The organism is Sphingopyxis sp. CCNWLW2 (assembly GCF_037095755.1).
Lineage (GTDB): Bacteria > Pseudomonadota > Alphaproteobacteria > Sphingomonadales > Sphingomonadaceae > Sphingopyxis.
In genome coordinates this window covers 730,239-749,525 of the sequence record NZ_JBAWKJ010000001.1, presented here as the reverse complement: position 1 = coordinate 749,525, position 19,287 = coordinate 730,239, and the positions used below count along the sequence as shown (strand labels likewise).

At 66.1% G+C, this 19,287-nt stretch carries 17 protein-coding genes; 15 read left to right on the top strand and 2 right to left on the bottom strand.

The features are described 5' to 3' along the window. The first annotated feature begins 2 nt into the window (after positions 1–2). From ccoO to V8J55_RS03415, 15 genes are all read left to right on the top strand, one after another. Positions 3–767: a cytochrome-c oxidase, cbb3-type subunit II gene (gene ccoO, locus V8J55_RS03485; protein WP_058538806.1), complete on the top strand. Its 765-nt coding sequence runs from the start codon at positions 3–5 to the stop codon at positions 765–767. Then, positions 764–922 (top strand): cbb3-type cytochrome c oxidase subunit 3, encoded by a 159-nt coding sequence (locus tag V8J55_RS03480; RefSeq protein ID WP_054731544.1) that lies wholly within the window; start codon positions 764–766, stop codon positions 920–922. The genes ccoO and V8J55_RS03480 overlap by 4 nt, the downstream gene beginning before the upstream one ends. Continuing rightward, a complete protein-coding gene (ccoP, locus tag V8J55_RS03475; protein ID WP_336444400.1) occupies positions 915–1,841 on the top strand; it encodes a cytochrome-c oxidase, cbb3-type subunit III in 927 nt (308 codons plus the stop codon). Before V8J55_RS03480 ends, ccoP begins: the two co-directional genes overlap by 8 nt. Next, on the top strand, positions 1,828–3,285 hold the full coding sequence (ccoG, locus tag V8J55_RS03470) for a cytochrome c oxidase accessory protein CcoG (protein WP_336444399.1): 1,458 nt from the start codon (positions 1,828–1,830) through the stop codon (positions 3,283–3,285). Before ccoP ends, ccoG begins: the two co-directional genes overlap by 14 nt. Further along, the gene (locus tag V8J55_RS03465) at positions 3,282–3,752 is read left to right on the top strand and encodes a FixH family protein (protein ID WP_336444398.1); all 471 of its coding nucleotides are present in this window, start codon (positions 3,282–3,284) and stop codon (positions 3,750–3,752) included. The genes ccoG and V8J55_RS03465 overlap by 4 nt, the downstream gene beginning before the upstream one ends. Beyond that, on the top strand, positions 3,749–5,863 hold the full coding sequence (locus V8J55_RS03460; RefSeq protein ID WP_062185504.1) for a heavy metal translocating P-type ATPase: 2,115 nt from the start codon (positions 3,749–3,751) through the stop codon (positions 5,861–5,863). The genes V8J55_RS03465 and V8J55_RS03460 overlap by 4 nt, the downstream gene beginning before the upstream one ends. Next, positions 5,860–6,015, top strand: a complete 156-nt coding sequence (ccoS, locus tag V8J55_RS03455) for a cbb3-type cytochrome oxidase assembly protein CcoS (protein WP_058538811.1) — start codon at positions 5,860–5,862, stop codon at positions 6,013–6,015. The genes V8J55_RS03460 and ccoS overlap by 4 nt, the downstream gene beginning before the upstream one ends. Continuing rightward, the gene (locus V8J55_RS03450; RefSeq protein ID WP_062185502.1) at positions 6,012–6,242 is read left to right on the top strand and encodes a hypothetical protein; all 231 of its coding nucleotides are present in this window, start codon (positions 6,012–6,014) and stop codon (positions 6,240–6,242) included. The genes ccoS and V8J55_RS03450 overlap by 4 nt, the downstream gene beginning before the upstream one ends. Positions 6,243–6,301: 59 nt before the next feature. After that, complete coding sequence (gene hemN / locus V8J55_RS03445; RefSeq protein WP_336444397.1) at positions 6,302–7,657, top strand: oxygen-independent coproporphyrinogen III oxidase; 1,356 nt, start codon at positions 6,302–6,304, stop codon at positions 7,655–7,657. Positions 7,658–7,784: 127 nt separating this feature from the next. Then, positions 7,785–8,999: a 5-aminolevulinate synthase gene (gene hemA, locus V8J55_RS03440; protein ID WP_062185498.1), complete on the top strand. Its 1,215-nt coding sequence runs from the start codon at positions 7,785–7,787 to the stop codon at positions 8,997–8,999. A gap of 626 nt (positions 9,000–9,625) precedes the next feature. Continuing rightward, positions 9,626–10,006 (top strand): OsmC family protein, encoded by a 381-nt coding sequence (locus V8J55_RS03435; protein WP_336444396.1) that lies wholly within the window; start codon positions 9,626–9,628, stop codon positions 10,004–10,006. Positions 10,007–10,056: 50 nt separating this feature from the next. Then, entirely contained in the window at positions 10,057–10,677 is a 621-nt protein-coding gene (locus V8J55_RS03430; RefSeq protein WP_336444395.1) for a TetR/AcrR family transcriptional regulator, read from the top strand. A 462-nt stretch (positions 10,678–11,139) separates the two neighbouring features. After that, on the top strand, positions 11,140–12,411 hold the full coding sequence (locus tag V8J55_RS03425; protein ID WP_336444394.1) for an efflux RND transporter periplasmic adaptor subunit: 1,272 nt from the start codon (positions 11,140–11,142) through the stop codon (positions 12,409–12,411). 156 nt (positions 12,412–12,567) lie between these two features. Then, the gene (locus V8J55_RS03420) at positions 12,568–15,759 is read left to right on the top strand and encodes an efflux RND transporter permease subunit (protein WP_336444393.1); all 3,192 of its coding nucleotides are present in this window, start codon (positions 12,568–12,570) and stop codon (positions 15,757–15,759) included. A gap of 11 nt (positions 15,760–15,770) precedes the next feature. Beyond that, complete coding sequence (locus V8J55_RS03415) at positions 15,771–17,180, top strand: TolC family protein (RefSeq protein WP_336444392.1); 1,410 nt, start codon at positions 15,771–15,773, stop codon at positions 17,178–17,180. Between the two features lie 6 nt (positions 17,181–17,186). Here V8J55_RS03415 and V8J55_RS03410 read toward each other — a convergent pair whose 3' ends face one another. After that, a complete protein-coding gene (locus V8J55_RS03410) occupies positions 17,187–18,590 on the bottom strand; it encodes an aminotransferase-like domain-containing protein (RefSeq protein WP_336444391.1) in 1,404 nt (467 codons plus the stop codon). Further along, positions 18,547–18,987, bottom strand: a complete 441-nt coding sequence (locus tag V8J55_RS03405; protein WP_037516963.1) for a DUF983 domain-containing protein — start codon at positions 18,985–18,987, stop codon at positions 18,547–18,549. The genes V8J55_RS03410 and V8J55_RS03405 overlap by 44 nt, the downstream gene beginning before the upstream one ends. Positions 18,988–19,287 lie beyond the last annotated feature (300 nt).

Sequence of the window (19,287 nt, the reverse complement as noted above, 5' to 3'; positions counted from 1 at the left end):
TCATGGCCACCAGACCCGCCAAACAGGGCTTCAGCCACAAGAAGATCGAACGCAATGTGACGTTGCTCGGCGCGCTCGCGCTGCTCACCGTCACCATCGGCGGCATCGTCGAGATCGCGCCGCTCTTCTGGATCGACAACACGGTCGAGAAGGTCGAGGGCATGCGCCCCTATACCCCGCTCGAGCTCGCCGGACGCAACATCTACATGCGCGAGGGCTGCTACACCTGCCACAGCCAGATGATCCGTCCGTTCCGCGACGAGGTCGAACGCTATGGCCACTACAGCCTCGCCGCCGAGAGCATGTACGACCACCCGTTCCAATGGGGGTCGAAACGCACCGGGCCCGACTTGGCGCGCGTCGGCGGCCGCTATTCGGACGAATGGCACAAGGCGCATCTGATCGACCCGCGCAGCGTCGTGCCCGAATCGATCATGCCGCCCTATGCCTTCCTCGCCGAACGCGATCTCCAGACGGGCGACATGGCGAACGACCTGACCGCGCTCTATCGCGTCGGTGTGCCCTATACGAAGGCCGACATCGCCAAGGCGAACGATGACATCCGGGCGCAGGCCGACCCCGATGCCGGCGCGGGCGATCTGCAGAAGCGCTATCCGAAGGCGCAGGTCCGCGACTTTGACGGCGACCCCGCGCGCGTGACCGAGATGGATGCGCTGATTGCCTATCTTCAGATGCTCGGCACGCTGGTCGATGTCGACAAGGCGGCGCCGCAGGAACGCGCCGGCGAAACGGAGGCGGCGCGATGAGCTACGACGCGCTTCGCCATTTCGCCGATAGCTGGGGGCTGCTCGCGATGGCGCTGCTGTTCCTCACCCTTATCGCCTGGCCGTTCCGGCCGAGCGCGCGCGCGCGCAACGAAGAGGCCGCGAACATGATCTTCAAGGACGACGAGCATGGCTGATCTGAAACAGCGCATCGACGAGGCGACCGGCACGAGCACGGTCGGCCATGAGTGGGACGGGATCGAGGAACTCGACACGCCGATGCCGCGCTGGTGGCTCTGGACCTTTTACGCCACGATCGTCTGGGGGCTGGCTTATGTCGTCCTCTATCCGGCGTGGCCGATGGTCGACAGCGCGACCAGGGGCGTCCTCGACTGGTCGAGCCGCGGCGACCTTGCAAAGGAAATGGCGGCCGATGCGAAGCGCCGCGCGCCGACGGTCAATGCCATCGCCGCAACCGCGATTACCGATCTGCCCGCGAAGCCCGAACTGATGCAGGCGGCGGTGCAGGGCGGCGGCGCGGCGTTCCGCGTCCATTGCGTCCAGTGCCACGGCGCTGGCGGTGCGGGGGTGAAGAAGCTCTATCCGAGCCTGACCGACGACGACTGGCTGTGGGGCGGCGATCTGGCGACCATCGAATATACGGTCACCCACGGCATCCGGAATCCCGACCATAAGGCGACCCGCACCAGCCTGATGCCCGCCTTCGGCCGCGACGGCATTCTCGACGCGGCGCAGATCGGCGATGTCGTCAGTTTCGTGCGCACGATCAGCCGGCAGGAAAAGGTCAGCGCGTCGTCGTCGCGCGGCGCGACGCTGTTCGCGGACAATTGCGCGGTCTGCCACGGCGCGGGCGGCGAAGGCGGGCGGCAGGTCGGCGCGCCGAAACTGACCGATGCGATCTGGCTGTACGGCGGCGATCGCGACAGCCTGACCGCGACGATCACGCAGCCGCGAAACGGCGTGATGCCGCGCTGGGGTGGCCGGCTCGATCCGGTCACGATCAAGATGCTGTCGGCCTATGTCTATTCGCTGGGCGGCGGCGAGAAGGGGCTCGCGCCCGTCGCCGAAGGGGCGGGAGCCGATGGCCAGCCCTGAAGATCTTTCCGGCCAGTCGGCGCCGCTCTATGAAGCGCGGAAGGGCGTTTACCCGAAAGCGGTGAACGGTCCCTTCCGCCGCTTCAAATGGGCGATCATGGCGGTGACGCTGGCGATCTATTACGGCACGCCGTGGATCCGCTGGGATCGCGGTCCTTACGCGCCCGATCAGGCGGTGCTCGTCGACCTTGCGAACCGGCGTTTCTACATGTTCCAGATCGAGATCTGGCCACATGAATTCTATTATGTCGCGGGCCTGCTCATCATGGCGGGGATCGGGCTGTTCCTTGTCACCAGCGCAGTCGGGCGCGCCTGGTGCGGTTATGCCTGTCCGCAGACGGTGTGGACCGACCTGTTCCAGCATGTCGACCGGCTGATCGACGGCGACCGCAACGCGCAGGTCCGGCTGGCGAACGGCCCGTGGACGGCCGAAAAGCTGGCGAAGCGGGTGATCAAATATGGCATCTATCTGGCCATCGCCTTCTGGACCGGCGGCGCGTGGATCATGTATTTCGCCGATGCGCCGACGCTGACGGCGGATTTCTGGACGGGACAGGCGGCGCTTGTCGCCTATGGCACCGTCGCCGTGCTGACCGCGACGACCTTCATCCTCGGCGGATTTATGCGCGAACAGGTGTGCGTCTATATGTGCCCCTGGCCGCGCATCCAGACCGCGATGATGGATGAAAAATCGCTGCTGGTGACATACAAGGACTGGCGCGGCGAACCGCGCGGCAGCGTCAAGAAGGCGCAGGCTCACCCCGGCGGCTTCGGCGACTGCATCGACTGCAACCAGTGCGTCGCCGTGTGCCCGACGGGAATCGACATTCGCGAAGGGCCGCAGATCGGTTGCATCACCTGCGCACTCTGTATCGACGCGTGCGACAGGGCGATGGCGCAGGTCGGTCGCCCGCGCGGGCTGATCGACTATTGCACGCTCGACGATGCGGCGACCGAAAAGGCAGGCGGCACCGGGCAGCCGATCCGCAAGACGCTGCTGCGTCCGCGCACCTTGATCTATTTCGGCGTCTGGACCGCAATCGGTGCGGCGATGCTCTTTTCGCTCGGCCAGCGGACGCGGCTCGACCTTGCCGTCCAGCACGAGCGCAGCCCGCTCTTCGTCCAGCTTTCCGACGGCCACATCCGCAACAATTACACGCTGAAGCTGCGCAATATGGAAACGCGCCCGCGCCGGGTCGCGGTGAGTGTCAGCGGGCTTCCCGGTGCGGTGCTGTGGACCGACGCCGGTTCGCGTGAAAAGGCCGGGCAGCGTATCGAACTGGCGCTGCCCGCCGACAGCGTCACGAGCGTCAAACTTTTCGTCGCGGCGCCCGCCATCGGTCCGGCGCGGCAGGATTTCACGATCGGTACGCGCGGGCTCGACGGCGATCCGCGCGGCGACAGCGACATCATCCAGTTCGACCGGCCGGAGGCAGGACAATGACCGACACACGCAAACCCAAGGCCTTCACCGGCCGGCATATGACGGCGATCCTCGTCGCCTTTTTTGCGGTCGTGATCGCGGTCAATCTCACCATGGCGCGCTTCGCCATGTCGACCTTTGGCGGCAAGGTGGTCGAGAACAGCTATGTCGCGAGCCAGCATTATAACGAATGGCTGAAACGCGCCGACGCGCAGGACCGGCTCGGATGGGATGCGCGCATCAAGCTCGACGCGAAGCGGCACGTCCTTCTGGCGATCAGCAAGGATGGCGTTCCGCTCGGCGGCATTCGGGCGTCGGCGACGATCAACCACCCCGTTGGGCGCACCGCGCCCGCCGCGCTCGATTTCGAGCCGGCGGCGGGCGGCGTGCTGCGCTCGGTCGAGCCGCTGGTGTTGGGGCGCTGGCGGCTCGACCTTATCGTCCGGCGTGGCGCGGACGAAGCCCGTTATCGCGAGAATCTTCAATGACCGCGACCGCCCTCGTCGAACGCGACTTCGCGGTGCCCGACATTCGTTGCGCCGGCTGCATCGCAAAGCTGGAGCAAGGACTGGTGCGCGACAGGCGCATCGCCGCCGCGCGCGTCAACTTCACCGAAAAGCGCGTCCATCTGTCCTGCACCCCCGACACCGACATGCCCGACCTGATCGGCGCCTTTTCGAGCCTGGGGTTCGAAGCCCACCCGATCGGGAGCGGCCCTGACGAAGCCGATGCCGAAGCCGAAACGAGCCGTGAGTTGCTGCGGGCGGTCGCGGTGTCGGGCTTCGCGATGATGAACATCATGCTGCTCTCGGTGTCGGTATGGTCGGGCGCGGCGGGGGCTACGCGCGACCTGTTCCACTGGCTGTCGGCGGCGATCGCCCTGCCGACGATAGCTTACGCCGGACGCCCCTTCTTTCGTTCGGCCTGGCGCGCGCTGCGTCATCGCCGCACCAATATGGACGTGCCGATCAGCATCGGGGTCCTGCTCGTCAGCGTCATGAGCCTCTACGAGACGGCGACGCACGGCGCCCACGCCTATTTCGATGGCGCAGTAATGCTGCTCTTTTTCCTGCTCTGCGGCCGCTGGCTCGACAGCGTGATGCGCGACCGCGCGCGGGGCGGCGTCACCGCGCTGCTCCGCAACATGGGCACCGGTGCGATGGTCTTTGGGCACGAACGCTCGACGCGCTGGGTGGACGCGACTGCGCTTGAGCCGGATATGGTCATGCTCGTCGCTGCCGGTGAGCGGCTCGCGGCGGACGGCGTCATCGCGAGCGGATCGAGCAGCATCGATCTGTCGCTGCTGACCGGCGAAAGCGCGCCGCAGACGGTTCGCCCGGGCGACGTCGTTCATGCGGGCACCCTCAACCTCGATGCACCGCTGAAGGTTCGCGTCACCGCTGCGGGCAGCGATACTGCGATCGCCGATATCGCCAGGCTGATGGGCGAGGCCGCGCAGGGTAAGTCGCGCTATGTCCGGATCGCCGATCGCGCGGCCCGCCTCTATGCACCGGCCGTCCATTGCCTTGCGCTGCTTGCCTTTGCAGGCTGGATGATCGCGGGCGCCGGCTGGCATCACAGCCTGCTCATCGCTGCAGCGGTGCTGATCATCACTTGCCCGTGCGCACTCGGCCTTGCTGTGCCCGCCGCGCAAATCGTCGCCGCGGGGGCCCTGATGCGCAAGGGGGTGCTGATCAAGGATGGCTCGGCGCTGGAGCGCCTGTCCGAAGTCGACCTCGCGCTTGTCGACAAGACCGGGACGCTCACGCTTGGCCGCCCCGAGGCGCTCGATCTCGGGCTGCTCGATATCGGCGTCAAATCGTTGGTCCTCGCGCTGGCTCAGTCGAGCCGTCATCCGCTCAGCGAAGCGCTGACCCGCGGGCTGCAAGCCTATGACGTTCGTCCCGCCGAGGTCGCTTCGATCCGAGAAACCGCGGGGTTCGGGGTGGAAGCTCGCTGGGCCGGCCGCACCGTGACGCTCGGTCGGCCGCTCGGCACCGGGCTGGGCGATGCGCTCGCGACCCAGTTCGCCGTCGACGGGCGTCCGGTGGCGACGATCCGCTTCGCCGACCAGCTGCGTCCCGACGCGCGCGACGCGGTCGATGCGCTGCGCGAAGCCGGGATCGCGGCCATGATCCTGTCGGGCGATCGCGCCGAAGCCGTCGCCCCCGTGGCGCGTGAGCTCGGCCTTACCGCGCAGACCGGTATGACCCCGCAAGACAAGCTCGCCGCGATCGCACGGCAGACGGCGCTCGGGCACAAGGTGTTGATGCTCGGCGACGGCCTCAATGACGGTCCGGCGCTTGCCGCGGGGCATGCCTCGATGGCGCCGGGCTCCGCGAGCGACGTCGGCAAAAATGCCGCCGACTGCATATTTATGGGCGACCGGCTGATGCCCGTGGTCGAGACGGTGCGCATGGCGCGGCGAACCCAGGCGGTCGTTCGGCAGAACTTCATGCTCGCGATCGTCTACAACGTCGTCGCCGTGCCGCTCGCTTTCGCCGGACTCGTCACCCCGTTGATCGCCGCGGTCGCCATGTCGGGATCGTCGCTTCTCGTCGTCGGCAATGCCCTGCGCCTTAAAGGCGCGATCCGGTGAACGGCCTTATACTGCTCATACCGATCGCGCTGGGGCTCGGCCTGCTCGGGCTCGCTGCATTCTTCTGGTCATTGCGCCAAGGGCAGTTCGAGGATCTCGACGGCGCGGCGCTGCGGATCTTCGTTGAGGATGAAGAGGACCGGGCCGCATGATCGCGCGCCGGATCGGAGCCGTTGTGGCGGCGGCGGGCCTCGCCACCGCACCGCTCGCGACCGACGCGCGCGTCATACGCGTCGGGAAGTGCGGCGGCGCCGCGCAGCATCTTGTCGTGCCTGCCGATCCCGCCCGGCCGAGCGACGAGGGCGGCAATTGCGCCAAGGCGTGTCACACCATGACCGACCGGCGGGACCGGCTGTCCGGCAAGCGAGGATGCTGTTGACGCGGCGGGTTTTGATCCCGGTCAATGTCGCCGCTGCGGGCGCCGCGTAAAACCGTCGCATGTGGTCCTATCATCCCGATCTTCTCGCCCGGCCCGTGCCGCGCTACACCAGCTATCCAACGGCGATGGAATTTGCCGACGACGTCGGCGCCGACGCCTATGCACAGGCACTCGACGCAGTCGAAGCCGCGACGCCGATTTCGCTTTATGTCCATATCCCCTTTTGCGAGCAGATCTGCTGGTATTGCGGCTGCAACACCGGCGCGGCGGGACGCAAGCATCGGCTCGCCGACTATCTCGCGGCGCTCCAGTCGGAGATTACGCTTGTCGCCAAGCGGCTCGGGGGCCGCGGACGCGTGCAGCGCATTGCATTCGGCGGCGGTAGCCCTAATGCGATCGCCCCGGTCGAGCTGGTGCGCCTGCTCGACCTGTTGCTTACCCTGTTCGATGCGCACCGGCCCGAGATATCGATCGAGCTCGATCCTCGCGGCTTCTCTGCCGAATGGGCACTTGTACTGGCTGCCGCGCGCGTGACCCGCGTGAGCCTCGGCGTGCAGACCTTCGCACCGCATATCCAGCAGGCAATCGGACGCATCCAGCCGCTCTCCCATATCGAACGCGTCGTGGCCGGGCTTCGGCTGCGCGATATCGACGCCATCAATTTCGATCTGATGTACGGCCTGCCGGGTCAGACCCTCGCCGATCTCGATGAGACGCTCGAGGAAACGATCCGTCTCGCGCCGAGCCGGATATCGCTTTTCGGCTATGCGCATCTCCCGAACATGATTCCGCGCCAGCGCCAGATCGACGCCAGCAATCTGCCCGACCATGAATTGCGCTTCGAGCAGGCCCGGCGCGGGTATGAGCGCCTCACCGATGCGGGCTATGTTCCCGTCGGATTCGATCATTTCGCGCTGCCTTCCGATCCGCTTGCCGACGCCGCGCGCGACGGGCGGGTGAGCCGCAATTTTCAGGGTTTTACCGAGGACGACAGCCCGGTTCTGATCGGCATCGGTGCCAGTGCGATCAGCCGGTTTCCCGATCTCATCGTCCAGAATGAAAAACGCGCGGGCGTCTATCGTGACCTCATCGCGGCCGATCAGTTGTCCGCCGTTCGGGGCGTTGCGATCGACGCCGATGACCGCGAGCGCGGGCGGCTCATCAAGGAGTTGCTGTGCCACGGGACCGCTTGCCTCGACGCGCGCTGGCTAAAGTCTGCGCGGGCCGCGCTTGCGCCCTTCGAGCGCCTGAATATCCTTCGCTGGGAGGGTGAAAGGCTCGTCGTCGAGGACCATGGCCTGCCCTACGCCCGACTGGTCGCCGCGCAATTCGACCGTCATCGCGGCGCGATCACTCGTGAGGACCTCGAGCCTATGTTTTCCAATTGCGCAGATAGGACAGCAAGCAGGGCATGATATAAATCCTCCGCTAACTGCAGAAATCTGCAGCTTACCTGTACGTGTTATTCCTAATGGGAAGCGTATCCGCCCTGACAGATAGAAGCCTCATATCCCGGCTATTTCAACCTTTAGGGGCAGGCTCATGCGCTACGACCAGATTTTCAGCGATGCGATCGCGCGCCTGCACGACGAGGGACGCTATCGGGTGTTCGTCGATATCCTGCGGGACCGCGGCGCCTACCCCGGCGCGCGCTGCTTCGATGCCGATGGGGAAGCGAGGCCGATCACCGTCTGGTGTTCGAACGACTATCTCGGCATGGGGCAGCACCCGGCGGTCCTCGATGCAATGGAAGCCGCAATCGCTGATGTCGGTGCGGGCTCGGGCGGCACACGGAATATCAGCGGCAACACCCATTATCATATCGAACTCGAGCGCGAGCTTGCCGATCTCCATGGCAAGGAGAGTGCGCTCCTCTTTACGTCGGGCTATGTGTCGAACGACGCCACGCTCGCGACGCTGGGCAAGCTCCTGCCCAGCTGCGTGATATTTTCGGACGAGCTAAATCACGCAAGCATGATTGCCGGCATTCGCAATGCGGGATGCGAGCGGAAGATCTTTCGCCACAATGATCTGGCGCATCTCGAGGCACTGCTTGCCGAAACCGACCCCGCGCGGGCCAAGCTCATCGCCTTCGAGAGTGTGTATTCGATGGACGGCGACGTCGCGCCGATCGCCGCGATCTGCGATCTGGCCGATCGCTATCAGGCCCTCACCTATCTCGATGAAGTCCACGCCGTCGGCATGTACGGCTCGCGCGGTGGCGGTATATCGGAGCGCGATGAAGTGGCGCACCGCGTCAGCGTGATCGAGGGCACGCTCGCCAAGGCCTTCGGGGTCATGGGCGGTTATATCGCCGCGGACCGCGCAGTCATTGACTGCATTCGCAGCTATGCACCAGGCTTCATCTTCACGACCTCGCTGTCACCTGTTCTCGCCGCCGGCGCGCTCGCAAGCGTTCGCCACCTGAAAGTGTCGACATCTGAACGCGAAGGACAGCGGGCCGCTGCTCAGCGGCTCAAGTCGCTGTTTCGGGCCGCAGGGTTGCCGGTCTTGCCGAGCGACACGCACATCGTCCCGCTCCTCGTGGGCGACCCTGTCCGCGCCAAGGCCCTCAGCGACCATCTGCTCACCGAGCATGGCGCCTATGTTCAGCCGATCAACTATCCAACGGTACCGCGCGGAACCGAGCGGCTTCGCTTCACGCCGGGTCCGCTGCATGGCGAGGAGGAAATGAAGGCACTGACGGCGGCGCTTGCCGCTTGGTATTTCCCATATCGCATGCCGATTGCCGCGTGACGAACTGAGTGGGAATCGGCACGATTAGGGTACGCAGCCGGCCAAAAATCCGATGTAATCCAGTGGTCTAAGATTAATTTGGGGCCTTTTTGGGGGCACTGGACGATTTGCGAATAGAGGAATATCCCGGAAAACTGCCAATTTTTTCGCGTAATTAGATTCCGGCTCGGCCTCCAAACTTTTCCCAAAGTTGCGAAATCAGACTTCGCTTGCGTCGGTCCCATGGCGTCGCCCCTATCGCGCAATCTGTAGCGCCGGTTTCTGACGGTAACCTGACGACGCGCGACCGTGCGGCCGCCCCAAGGACAAAGGGCTGCCCCTTTCGGAGCAGCCCTTCCATTGTCGTGCCTGTTCGCGGACGATTATCCGAGCCGGACCCCCGCGAGGAAGGTCATGCTCAAATCTGCCGCATGCGGCGCGTGACAATGAGACATTCGACCACCTCCTTTCGCTTGTTGACGATGAAATCAATGTAGGATTCTTGGCGGCCGGTTCAAGATGTTTGCAGCGCCGGGCGCGCGGCGGACGATATGGAGCTTGTGAGTCCTCCAGTATTTCCGCTTGCCGTTTGCGCGTCGCGCCGGGACAGAAGTTTCTGTCGGACCCGTTTGATGAAGGACAGCAGCATGGCCCATGGCACCGCCCGCATCGGCAAGGATCATTATCGCACCGAGATCAATGTCGGCGGCCATGAGCTGATCGGCGACGAGGGGCCGGGGCTGGGCGGGCAGAATCTGGGGCCGGCGCCTTATGATTTCCTGCTCGCGGGCCTCGGCGCGTGCACCGCGATCACCTTGCGCATGTACGCCGACCGCAAGGGGTGGCCGCTCGAATCGGTCGAAGTGGGCTTGCGGCTCATCAACCAGGACGGCCTCCGGGTTGACCGGGTGCTGACGATCGCGGGGCTCGACGACGAACAGAAGGCGCGGCTCGCCGACATTGCCGAGCGAACGCCGGTGACGCTGACGCTGAAGGGCGGACTGCCGATCGACACGCGGCTCGCGTGAACGGCGCGCCACTGGACAAGTTGCGATCTACCACTTATATACCAGCCGTTATGGAAATCGAAACCGCCACCGCTGCCACCCCCCACAAGGGCCGTCCGCGCGAATTTTGCGTCGACATGGCGCTCGCGGCGGCGCTGCGCGTCTTCTGGTCGAAGGGCTATGAGGGCGCGTCGATGGCCGATTTGACCGAGGCGATGGGGATTACCAAGCCGAGTTTGTACGCGGCCTTCGGCAACAAGGAAGCGCTCTTCAACAAGGCGCTCGATCTCTATGAGCGCGAAAAAGCCGACTATATGCATGCGGCGCTCGAAGCGCCGACCGCGCGCGGCGTCGCCGAGCGGCTGATGTACGGCGCGCTCGACATGTACACCTGCCCCGAGAATCCGAACGGCTGCCTGGGCGTGATCACCTCGGTCGCGTGCGGCGCGGAAGCCGAATGTATTCGCCAGGCCGTGCTCGAACGCGGCGCGGCGGCGAAACGCGCGATGCTCGAACGCTTCGCGCGCGCCAAGGAAGAGGGCGATTTCCCGCCCGACACCGATGCCGCAGGCCTTGCCGCTTTCCTGACCGCGGTGAACCAGGGCATGTCGGTGCAGGCTGGCGCCGGTGCGACGCGCGCCGAACTCGAACGGCTCGTCGAAACCAGCCTGAAGCTGTGGCCCGGGCGTTGATCTGAGCATTTGCCGGCCGAAAATCCGGCGCCCATTTTTTCGGTAAGTGCCCTGAAAGAAAAATCTTACTGCCCGGTACAGAATGGTGTTGACGCAGCGCAACATGACTTATATACCACATAGTACACAACGATAGGCTCTCCCCCGAGACCGGCTGCGGCGTGACAAAGATCATGCTGCGGCCGGAAGTTTCACCATCGAATATTTCCCGGGAGCGGGTCTTGCTCCGGTCGGGCGCCCAAAGGCGCTTGCCCGCAAGATATAAACAGGGACCCCGCGCGCGCATGGGATGCGCGTGACGGGACAGGGCGGCCGTCCTCTTCGATGAGGGCCCTCTGGCAACAAGGACCATTTGCGACATCAGCCGGAGGCATGCGCTTCCGGCGCCGGCCGCCTGCGCCTCCCTCCCCCTCCCCCGGGGGCGCAGGCGGCCAAAACGAACGAAGAGAAGAGGGCATATCCATGACCGTCCACACCCCCATCGAAAAGATCGACCCCGCCGACGCGAAGGTCCGCCGCGAACTCAAGACCTTGCTCCACCCGGGCCGGGGCCGCCGCGCCGCGTGGATCGGTGCATTCCTCGTGCTCATTGTCGGCGCCTGGTGGCTGCTCCGCGACGGTCCGCCGCAGGCCGCCGCGGCGCCCGCGCCCGTGCTCACCGTCGCGACGCCGATCGCGCGCGATGTAACGCTGTGGGACGAATATATCGGCCGCTTCGAGGCGTCGAAAGCGGTCGAAGTGCGCCCGCGCGTTTCGGGTGCGATCACGGGCATCCACTTCACCGACGGCCAGATCGTGCGTCAGGGGCAGCCGCTCTTCACCATCGATCCGCGCCCCTATCGCGCCGCGCTCGCCGAAGCGCGCGCGTCGGCTGCCAGCGCGCGCAGCGACCTGGCGCTCGCACGCCTCGAACTCGAACGCGCCGGGCGGCTCGTCGATGTCGAGGCGGTGTCGCAGAGCGAGATCGATCGCCTCCGTGCGCGCGTCAACGCTGCGAATGCCGCGCTGGCCGGGGCCGATGCCCGCATCGCGGCGCGTTCGCTCGACGTCGAATTCACGACCGTCCGTGCGCCCTTGAGTGGCCGCATTTCGGACCGCCAGATCGACGCGGGCAACCTCGTGTCGGCGGGCGATGCCGGCGGCACGTTGCTGACGACGATCAATGCGCTCGATCCCGTGTACTTCACCTTCCAGGGATCCGAAGCTTTGTTCCTCAAGACCAAGCGCGAGGGCGGCGACAAGGGCGCGGCGGTCGAAGTCCGCTTGCAGGACGAAAGCGATTATCGCTGGAAGGGGCAGCTCGACTTTACCGACAACGGCCTCGACCCGCGTTCGGGCACGATCCGCGCCCGCGCCAGCTTCAGTAATCCCGAGATGTTCCTGACCCCCGGCATGTTCGGCAATATGCGCCTGACGACCGGCCAGACGGCGCGCGCGCTGCTGATCCCCGCCGCCGCGGTGCAGACCGATCAAGCGCGCAAGATCGTTTATGTCGTCGGCAAGGACGGGATGGTCGCGGCGAAGCCGGTCGAGCTTGGCCCCGAAGTCGATGGCCTGCGCGTCATCCGTTCGGGCCTGACGCCGACCGACCGCGTCGTCATCAACGGCTATCAGTTCGCGCGTCCCGGCGAAAAGGCGGTGGCTAAGGCCGGGAAGATCGTCGCCACGGCACCCCCCAAGGGTGCGGCCGCCGCGGTCGAACCGGTGTCGGCGCAGGCGACGTTCGCGAAGTGATCACTCTCCCCTCCCGCTTGCGGGAGGGGTCGGGGGAGGGGCTGTGACGTTCCACGGCCCTCCCCGCTGCGACTAGCGAGCAAAGCTCGCAGTCTCGCTACCCCTCCCGCAGGCGGGAGGGGATGACCAGAACCGTTTCCAGACAGGGGCTCTCCCATGCGCCTATCCCGCTTTTTCATCGACCGGCCGATCTTTGCCGCCGTGCTCGCTGTCATCATCACCATCATCGGTGCGGTCGCCTATATCGGGCTTCCCGTGTCGCAATATCCCGACATCGTCCCGCCAACGGTGACCGTGACCGCAACCTATCCGGGCGCGTCGGCTGAAACCGTCGCCGATACGGTGGCGGCGCCGATCGAGCAGGAAATCAACGGCGTCGACAATATGCTCTATATGAGCAGCCAGTCGACCGGCGACGGCGTCGTCACGATCACCGTGACGTTCAAGATCGGCACCGACCTCGATGCCGCGCAGGTCTTGGTGCAGAACCGCGTCGCGATCGCGACCCCGCGCCTGCCCGAGACGGTGCAGCGGCTGGGCGTCGTGACGCGCAAGACTTCGCCCGACTTCCTGTTGATCGTGAACCTCGTGTCGCCCGACAAGTCGCTCGATCGCGCCTATATCTCCAACTATGCGCTGACCCAGCTGCGCGATCGCCTCAGCCGCATCGACGGCGTCGGCGACGTGCGCCTGTTCGGCAGCCGCGACTATGCGATGCGCGTGTGGATCGATCCCGGCCGTGCCGCCGCGCTCGACCTGACCGCGGGCGAGATCGTGACCGCGCTGCGCCGCGAAAATGTGCAGGTTGCCGCGGGTTCGCTCGGCCAGCCGCCGCATGCCAACGGCAGCAGTTTCCAGCTGAGCGTCGAAACGCAGGGGCGCCTGACCGACCCCAAGGACTTCGCCAACATCGTCATCCGTACCGATGCCGACGGGCGACAGGTCCGCGTCTCCGACGTCGCGCGCGTCGAGCTCGGCGCATCGGATTATAATTCGAACACCTATTTGTCGGGCGACCCGACGGTCATCCTCGCGACCTTCCAGCGCCCGGGTTCGAACGCGCTCGCCGCGGCGCAGGCGGTCGAGGCCGAAATGGCGGCGGCATCGAAAAGCTTCCCCAAGGGACTCGAATATCGCGTCATCTATAACCCCACCGAGTTCATCGCCCAGTCGATCGACGCGGTGATGGAAACGCTGTTCGAAGCCGTCATCCTCGTCGTCATCGTCATCCTCGTTTTCCTCCAGAAATGGCGCGCGGCGATCATTCCGGTGCTCGCGATCCCGGTGTCGCTGATCGGCACCTTCGTGGTGCTCGCGGCGTTCGGGTACAGCCTCAACAACCTCTCGCTGTTCGGGCTGGTGCTCGCGATCGGTATCGTCGTCGATGACGCGATCGTCGTCGTCGAAAATGTCGAGCGCAACCTCGAAAAAGGGATGAGCGCGCTCGAAGCCGCGCGGACGTCGATGGACGAAGTGTCGGGCGCACTGGTGGCCATCGTGCTCGTGCTCTGCGCGGTGTTCGTACCGACCCTGTTCCTCACCGGCCTGTCGGGTGCCTTCTACCAGCAGTTTGCGGTCACCATCTCGACCGCGACGATCATCTCGCTCGTCCTCTCGCTCACGCTGTCGCCCGCGCTTGCGGCGATCCTGCTCAAGCCGCATGCCCCCGCGCAGGCCGACGGATGGCTGATGGCGCGTATCCACCGTGCCGGCGAACGCTTCAATGAGGGCTTCGAACGGCTCAGCAACGGCTATGCCTCGCTGACCGACCGGCTGGTGCGTGCGCCGAAGAAGATGATGGTCACCTATGCCGGGTTGATCGCCGCGACCGCGGGCCTGTTCTGGGCGACGCCGACCGGCTTCATCCCCGCGCAGGATCAGGGCTATTTCCTCGTCGTCGCCAAGCTGCCCTCGGGCGCTTCGGTCGAACGCACCGACGCAGTGCTGAAGAAGGTTGCCGCGCGCGTGCTGCCGATCGAGGGCGTCCTCGGCTCGGTGATGCTCGCGGGCTTCGACGGCCCGTCGCAGACGCTCGCGCCGAACTCGGCCGCCGCTTACTTCCCGCTCAAGTCGTTCGAGGAACGCGGGAAGCTCGGGGTCAATTTCGAGGACATCATGAACCAGGCGCGTGCAAACACCGCCGACATCACCGAGGCGCAGATCGTGATCATCCCGCCGCCGCTGATCCAGGGCATCGGCTCGGCGGGCGGTTACCGGATGATCGTGCAGGATCGCGGCGGGAACGGCTATGCCGCGCTCGCGAACGAGACGAACAATCTGATTGGCAAGGCGAACCAGACCCCGGGTCTCGCGAACGTCTTCACCTTCTTTGATCCGTCGAACCCGCGCGTCTATGCCGATATCGACCGCGCGAAGGCGAATATGCTCGGCGTGCCGCCCGAACGCGTGTTCGAGGCGTTGCAGGTCTATCTCGGCTCGGCGTTCGTCAACGACTTCAACTTGCTCGGCCGCACCTATCGCGTCACCGCACAGGCCGATGCGCCCTATCGCCAGACGGTCGCCGATATCGCGAACCTTCGCACTCGGTCGGACTCGGGCGCGATGGTGCCGATCGGGTCGGTTGCGAACTTCGAGGACCGCACGGGGCCGTATCGCGTCACGCGCTACAACCTCTTCCCCGCGGTCGAGATCGATGGCGACACCGCTCCGGGCTCGTCGTCGGGCGCGTCGCTGACGACGATGGAAAAGCTCGCGGCGGACTCGCTGCCTGCGGGTTACGGCACCGAATGGACGGGCATCGCCTTCCAGCAAAAGGCGGCGGCGAACACCGCGGGCATCGTCTTCGCGCTCGCGGTAGTCTTCGTCTTCCTCGTGTTGGCGGCGCAATATGAAAGCCTGATGCTGCCATTGGCGATCATCTTCATCGTGCCGATGTGTCTGCTCGCGGCGATGGTCGGCGTGAATTTGCGCGGCATGGACAATAATGTGCTGACGCAGATCGGACTCGTCGTGCTCATCGCGCTCGCCGCGAAGAATGCGATCCTGATCGTCGAATTCGCCAAGCAGGCCGAGGAAGAGGATGGGCTGTCGCCGATCGAAGCCGCGGTGCGCGCCGCGCGCGACCGTCTGCGCCCGATCCTGATGACCAGCTTTGCCTTCATCCTCGGCGCGGTGCCGCTGTTGATCGCAAGCGGGGCGGGCGCGGAGCTGCGGCAGGCGCTCGGCACCGCGGTCTTCTTCGGAATGCTCGGCGTGACGGCGTTCGGCCTCATCTTCACCCCGACCTTCTACGTCGTCGCCCGCGCGCTCAGCCACTGGTCGGCTGAGCGGCGCGCGCGGCGCGGGTCGGACGACCACGGGACCGCGCTGCCGGTCCCGGCGGAATAGGGAACAAGAATATGATCCTTCGCAATATCCTCACCGCGGCTTCGGCGCTGGCGCTCGCCGCCTGTGCGGTCGGCCCCAACTATGCCGAGCCCAAATCGGCGTCGGCGCCCGTCGCGACCGGGCCGTTCGTTTCGGCGAACAGTCCCGCGGTGTCGCTCGCGCCGGTCGCGGGCGACTGGTGGCGCCTCTATGACGATCCCGTGCTCGACGGGCTCGTCGGCGATGCGCTGGCGAACAACACCGACGTTCGCGTCGCGGTGGCAAATATCGCCCGCGCTCGCGCATCCTTGCGCGGCGCGCGCGCCGACCGGCTGCCGCAGGGCGAGATCGGCGCCGGCGCCAATTACGGCCGCAGCCCCGAAGGCCAGCGTCTGCCCGGTGCCGACCGCGAGGATTGGGCGGTCGATGTCGGGCTGAATGTCTCGTACGAGGTCGACCTGTTCGGCCGCGTCAGCCGCTCGATCGAGGCCGCGCGCGGCGACACCGCCGCTGCCGAAGCGAATGCCGACGCGGTGCGCGTGATCGTCGCCGCCGACACGACGCAGGCTTATGCCGATGCGGCGTCGGGCGCGGCGCGGCTCGACGTCGCACGGCGTATCGTCGGACTGCTCGATCAACAGGTAAAACTCACCGAACGCCGCAAGGAGGTCGGGATGGCGACGGGGCTCGACCTTGCGCGCATCACGACGCTGCGCGACCAGCGTTCGGCCGACATCCCTTCTATCGAGGCCGAGCGGCAGGCGGCTTTGTTCCGCCTCGCGACTCTGACCGGTCGTGCCCCCGCTGCGCTCCCCGCGATTGCGGCGGACCGCAACATCAGCCTCGAAATCACCGACCCCATCCCGGTCGGTGATGGGGCGGCGCTGCTCAAGCGCCGTCCCGACATTCGCGCCGCCGAGCGCCGCCTGGCCGCCGACACCGCGCGCATCGGCGTCGCGACGGCGGATCTTTATCCGCGCATCACCTTGGGCGGTTCGGCCGGGTCTACGGGCGCGGGCTTTGGCGATGTGTTCGGCGGCGGGCCGCTGCGCTGGCTGCTCGGGCCGCTGCTCAACTGGGCTTTCCCCAATCAGGAACCCGCGCGCGCGCGGATCGCGGCGGCCGAGGCCGATACGCAGGCATCGCTCGCCGAATTCGACGGCACGGTGCTGCGCGCGCTCGAGGAAACCGAGACGGCGCTGTCGTCCTACGCCCGTTCGCTCGAACAAAGGCAGGCGCTGCGCGCCGCGCGCGATCAGGCCGAACGCGCGGCGCGCATCGTGCGCGCGAAGCGGCAGGAAGGCGCGTCCGACTCGCTCGAATGGCTCGATGCCGAACGGACCTTCGCCGAGACCGAAGCGGTCCTCGCCGCGCAGGACGGGCAGATTTCGCGGCGGCAGATCGCGCTGTTCCGCGCGCTCGCGGGCGGCTGGTCGACCTAGGACCCGTTAGACGATATGGCTCGCCGCGCCGCCGGGCGTCCATAGCTGTGCCGCGAGCCGATGCAGCGCGCGCGAAAGCCCGCGGCGGTCGATCGTACCGCCGAGCGAGATACGCATCGCCCCCGGCGCGTCGGCCGCAACCGCGAAGCGGTCCGATGGCACCGCCGACAGCCCGTCGAGCGCGAGCGCGGCGGCGAGCGTGTCGGGTTGGCTGTCGCCCGCCAGTGGCAGCCAGAAGTGATAGCCTTGCGGGTGCGCGGCGTGACGCCCGTCGCCGAGCACGCTGTGTGCCAGCCGCTGCCGCCAGCTCGCCTCTTTGCGCACGGCGTCGATCAGCGTGTCGAGCGTTCCGTCGGCCAGCCATAGCGACACCATCGCGACGTTGAGCGGCGGCGCCATCACCGCGCTTTCATGCTGGCACGCCGCGATTTGCATGGCTTCGACCACCCCCGGCGCTCGGACAAAGCCGACGCGCAGCGCGGGTGAGACGATTTTGGCCATGCTTGTGACATACCAGCCGACCCCCGGCGCGAAGCTTGCGATCGCGGGGATCGGCGCGTCGGGGAGCAGGCCATAGGCGTCATCCTCGATAATCTGGACCCCCGTTTCCTCGGCCCACACGGCGATGGCGCGCCGGTCCTCGATCCCGATCGTCGCGGTGGTCGGATTGTCGTTGGTCGGCACGACGTAGAGCGCGCGCAGCGCCGCCGCCGCGTGCGCCGCCTCCAGCGCGTCGGCGGTCATTTCGGCGAGCGGAACGAGTGTGACCCCCATACGCCGCGCGATTGCGGCGAAGCCGGGATAGACGAAGCGCCCGCACGCAACGCGGTCGCCCGGCTTCAGGATCGTCGCGGCAACGGCGTGCAGGCCATTCTGTCCGCCGGCGGTGACGACGATCTGTTCGACCGAAGACGACAGGCCGGCGCGGCCAAGCAGTTCGGCGCCGCTTTCGCGATCCGCCGCGGCGCCGCCCGGCCGTTGGTAGTGCAGCCGCGCGAGGCCGTCGACGCGCCCCAGCTTGCCCAGCGCCGATGCCATCGCGTCGGTCAACCGGCTCTCGATCGGGATCGGCGGGCTGTTCATCGCGATGTCGCTCTGCGCTGCGGTTGCCACCTCGCCGGTCCGCACATCCTCGCTGATAAAGCTGCCCGCGCGGCCGCGCGCGACGATCAGGCCGCGCTGGCGCGCGAGGTCATAGGCTTTGGTCACCGTGGTGAGATCGATGCCGAGTTTCGCGGCGAGATCGCGCTGCGGCGGCAGGCGGTCGCCGTGGCGAAGCTCGCCGCGCGCGACCGCCGCCGATATCGCCGCGGTCACTGCCTTATATTTGGGACCTGCCGTGCCCGCGATGTCGGGCAGCCACGCGTCACCCGCCACGCCGTTCGTCCGCTTCGTGTTTCTCGCGCGCATTCAGCTTCGCCCACAGATGCTCGGTCCCCGATTCCTGCGCCTTGTTCACATATTGCGAGGCGACCAGCCAGCCCTTGATCGGGCGCAGCGGCAGCACGCAGCCGATGACCATGATCGGGATCGAAAAGACCAAGTGGACCCACAGCGGCGGGCTGTAGGCGATCTGCAGCCACACGATCACGAAGGTCAGCGGGAACGCCACGATGCATTGCGAGAAAAAGGCGGGGCCGTCGTCGGGCGCCGCAAAGCTGAAGTCGAGCCCGCAATTCTCGCAGCGGTCGGCAAGTTTCAGCCACGAGCGGAACATATGTCCCTTGCCGCATTCGGGGCATTTGCCGTGCCAGCCCGCCCACAGGATCCAGCGCAGCTTTTCGTTGCCAACATCACCGCTCGTCATATCCGACTCCAACAGAAGGCATTTCGAATGCCATGCAAGGGGCATATGGTGCGGAAGAGCGGACAAATGAATATGTAAGTTAAACATTTGAAATAGAACAGACATCGTTCTTGCGGGATTTATAGCATGGGGGTTTTCGATATTGAATCCATGCATGATGATGGAATTTCAGGTCGAAATCGCATTTGGATCCGCTTTTTGCCGGACAATCGCTCTGGCACTTAATGCGGCGCGTGCTTGCGGCCAAAGCCGGCGGGAGGAATGGAGAATATAGGGGCGGTCCGCTGGGCTTCGGGCCAT

Excerpts from the sequence above, each read along its gene's own strand:
- ccoO (WP_058538806.1), top strand. The coding sequence starts at position 3 with ATGGCCACCAGACCCGCCAAACAGGGCTTCAGCCACAAGAAGATCGAA.
- V8J55_RS03480 (WP_054731544.1), top strand. The coding sequence starts at position 764 with ATGAGCTACGACGCGCTTCGCCATTTCGCCGATAGCTGGGGGCTGCTC.
- ccoP (WP_336444400.1), top strand. The coding sequence starts at position 915 with ATGGCTGATCTGAAACAGCGCATCGACGAGGCGACCGGCACGAGCACG.
- ccoG (WP_336444399.1), top strand. The coding sequence starts at position 1,828 with ATGGCCAGCCCTGAAGATCTTTCCGGCCAGTCGGCGCCGCTCTATGAA.
- V8J55_RS03465 (WP_336444398.1), top strand. The coding sequence starts at position 3,282 with ATGACCGACACACGCAAACCCAAGGCCTTCACCGGCCGGCATATGACG.
- V8J55_RS03460 (WP_062185504.1), top strand. The coding sequence starts at position 3,749 with ATGACCGCGACCGCCCTCGTCGAACGCGACTTCGCGGTGCCCGACATT.
- V8J55_RS03450 (WP_062185502.1), top strand. The coding sequence starts at position 6,012 with ATGATCGCGCGCCGGATCGGAGCCGTTGTGGCGGCGGCGGGCCTCGCC.
- hemN (WP_336444397.1), top strand. The coding sequence starts at position 6,302 with ATGTGGTCCTATCATCCCGATCTTCTCGCCCGGCCCGTGCCGCGCTAC.
- hemA (WP_062185498.1), top strand. The coding sequence starts at position 7,785 with ATGCGCTACGACCAGATTTTCAGCGATGCGATCGCGCGCCTGCACGAC.
- V8J55_RS03435 (WP_336444396.1), top strand. The coding sequence starts at position 9,626 with ATGGCCCATGGCACCGCCCGCATCGGCAAGGATCATTATCGCACCGAG.
- V8J55_RS03430 (WP_336444395.1), top strand. The coding sequence starts at position 10,057 with ATGGAAATCGAAACCGCCACCGCTGCCACCCCCCACAAGGGCCGTCCG.
- V8J55_RS03425 (WP_336444394.1), top strand. The coding sequence starts at position 11,140 with ATGACCGTCCACACCCCCATCGAAAAGATCGACCCCGCCGACGCGAAG.
- V8J55_RS03420 (WP_336444393.1), top strand. The coding sequence starts at position 12,568 with ATGCGCCTATCCCGCTTTTTCATCGACCGGCCGATCTTTGCCGCCGTG.
- V8J55_RS03415 (WP_336444392.1), top strand. The coding sequence starts at position 15,771 with ATGATCCTTCGCAATATCCTCACCGCGGCTTCGGCGCTGGCGCTCGCC.
- V8J55_RS03410 (WP_336444391.1), bottom strand. The coding sequence starts at position 18,590 with ATGCGCGCGAGAAACACGAAGCGGACGAACGGCGTGGCGGGTGACGCG.
- V8J55_RS03405 (WP_037516963.1), bottom strand. The coding sequence starts at position 18,987 with ATGACGAGCGGTGATGTTGGCAACGAAAAGCTGCGCTGGATCCTGTGG.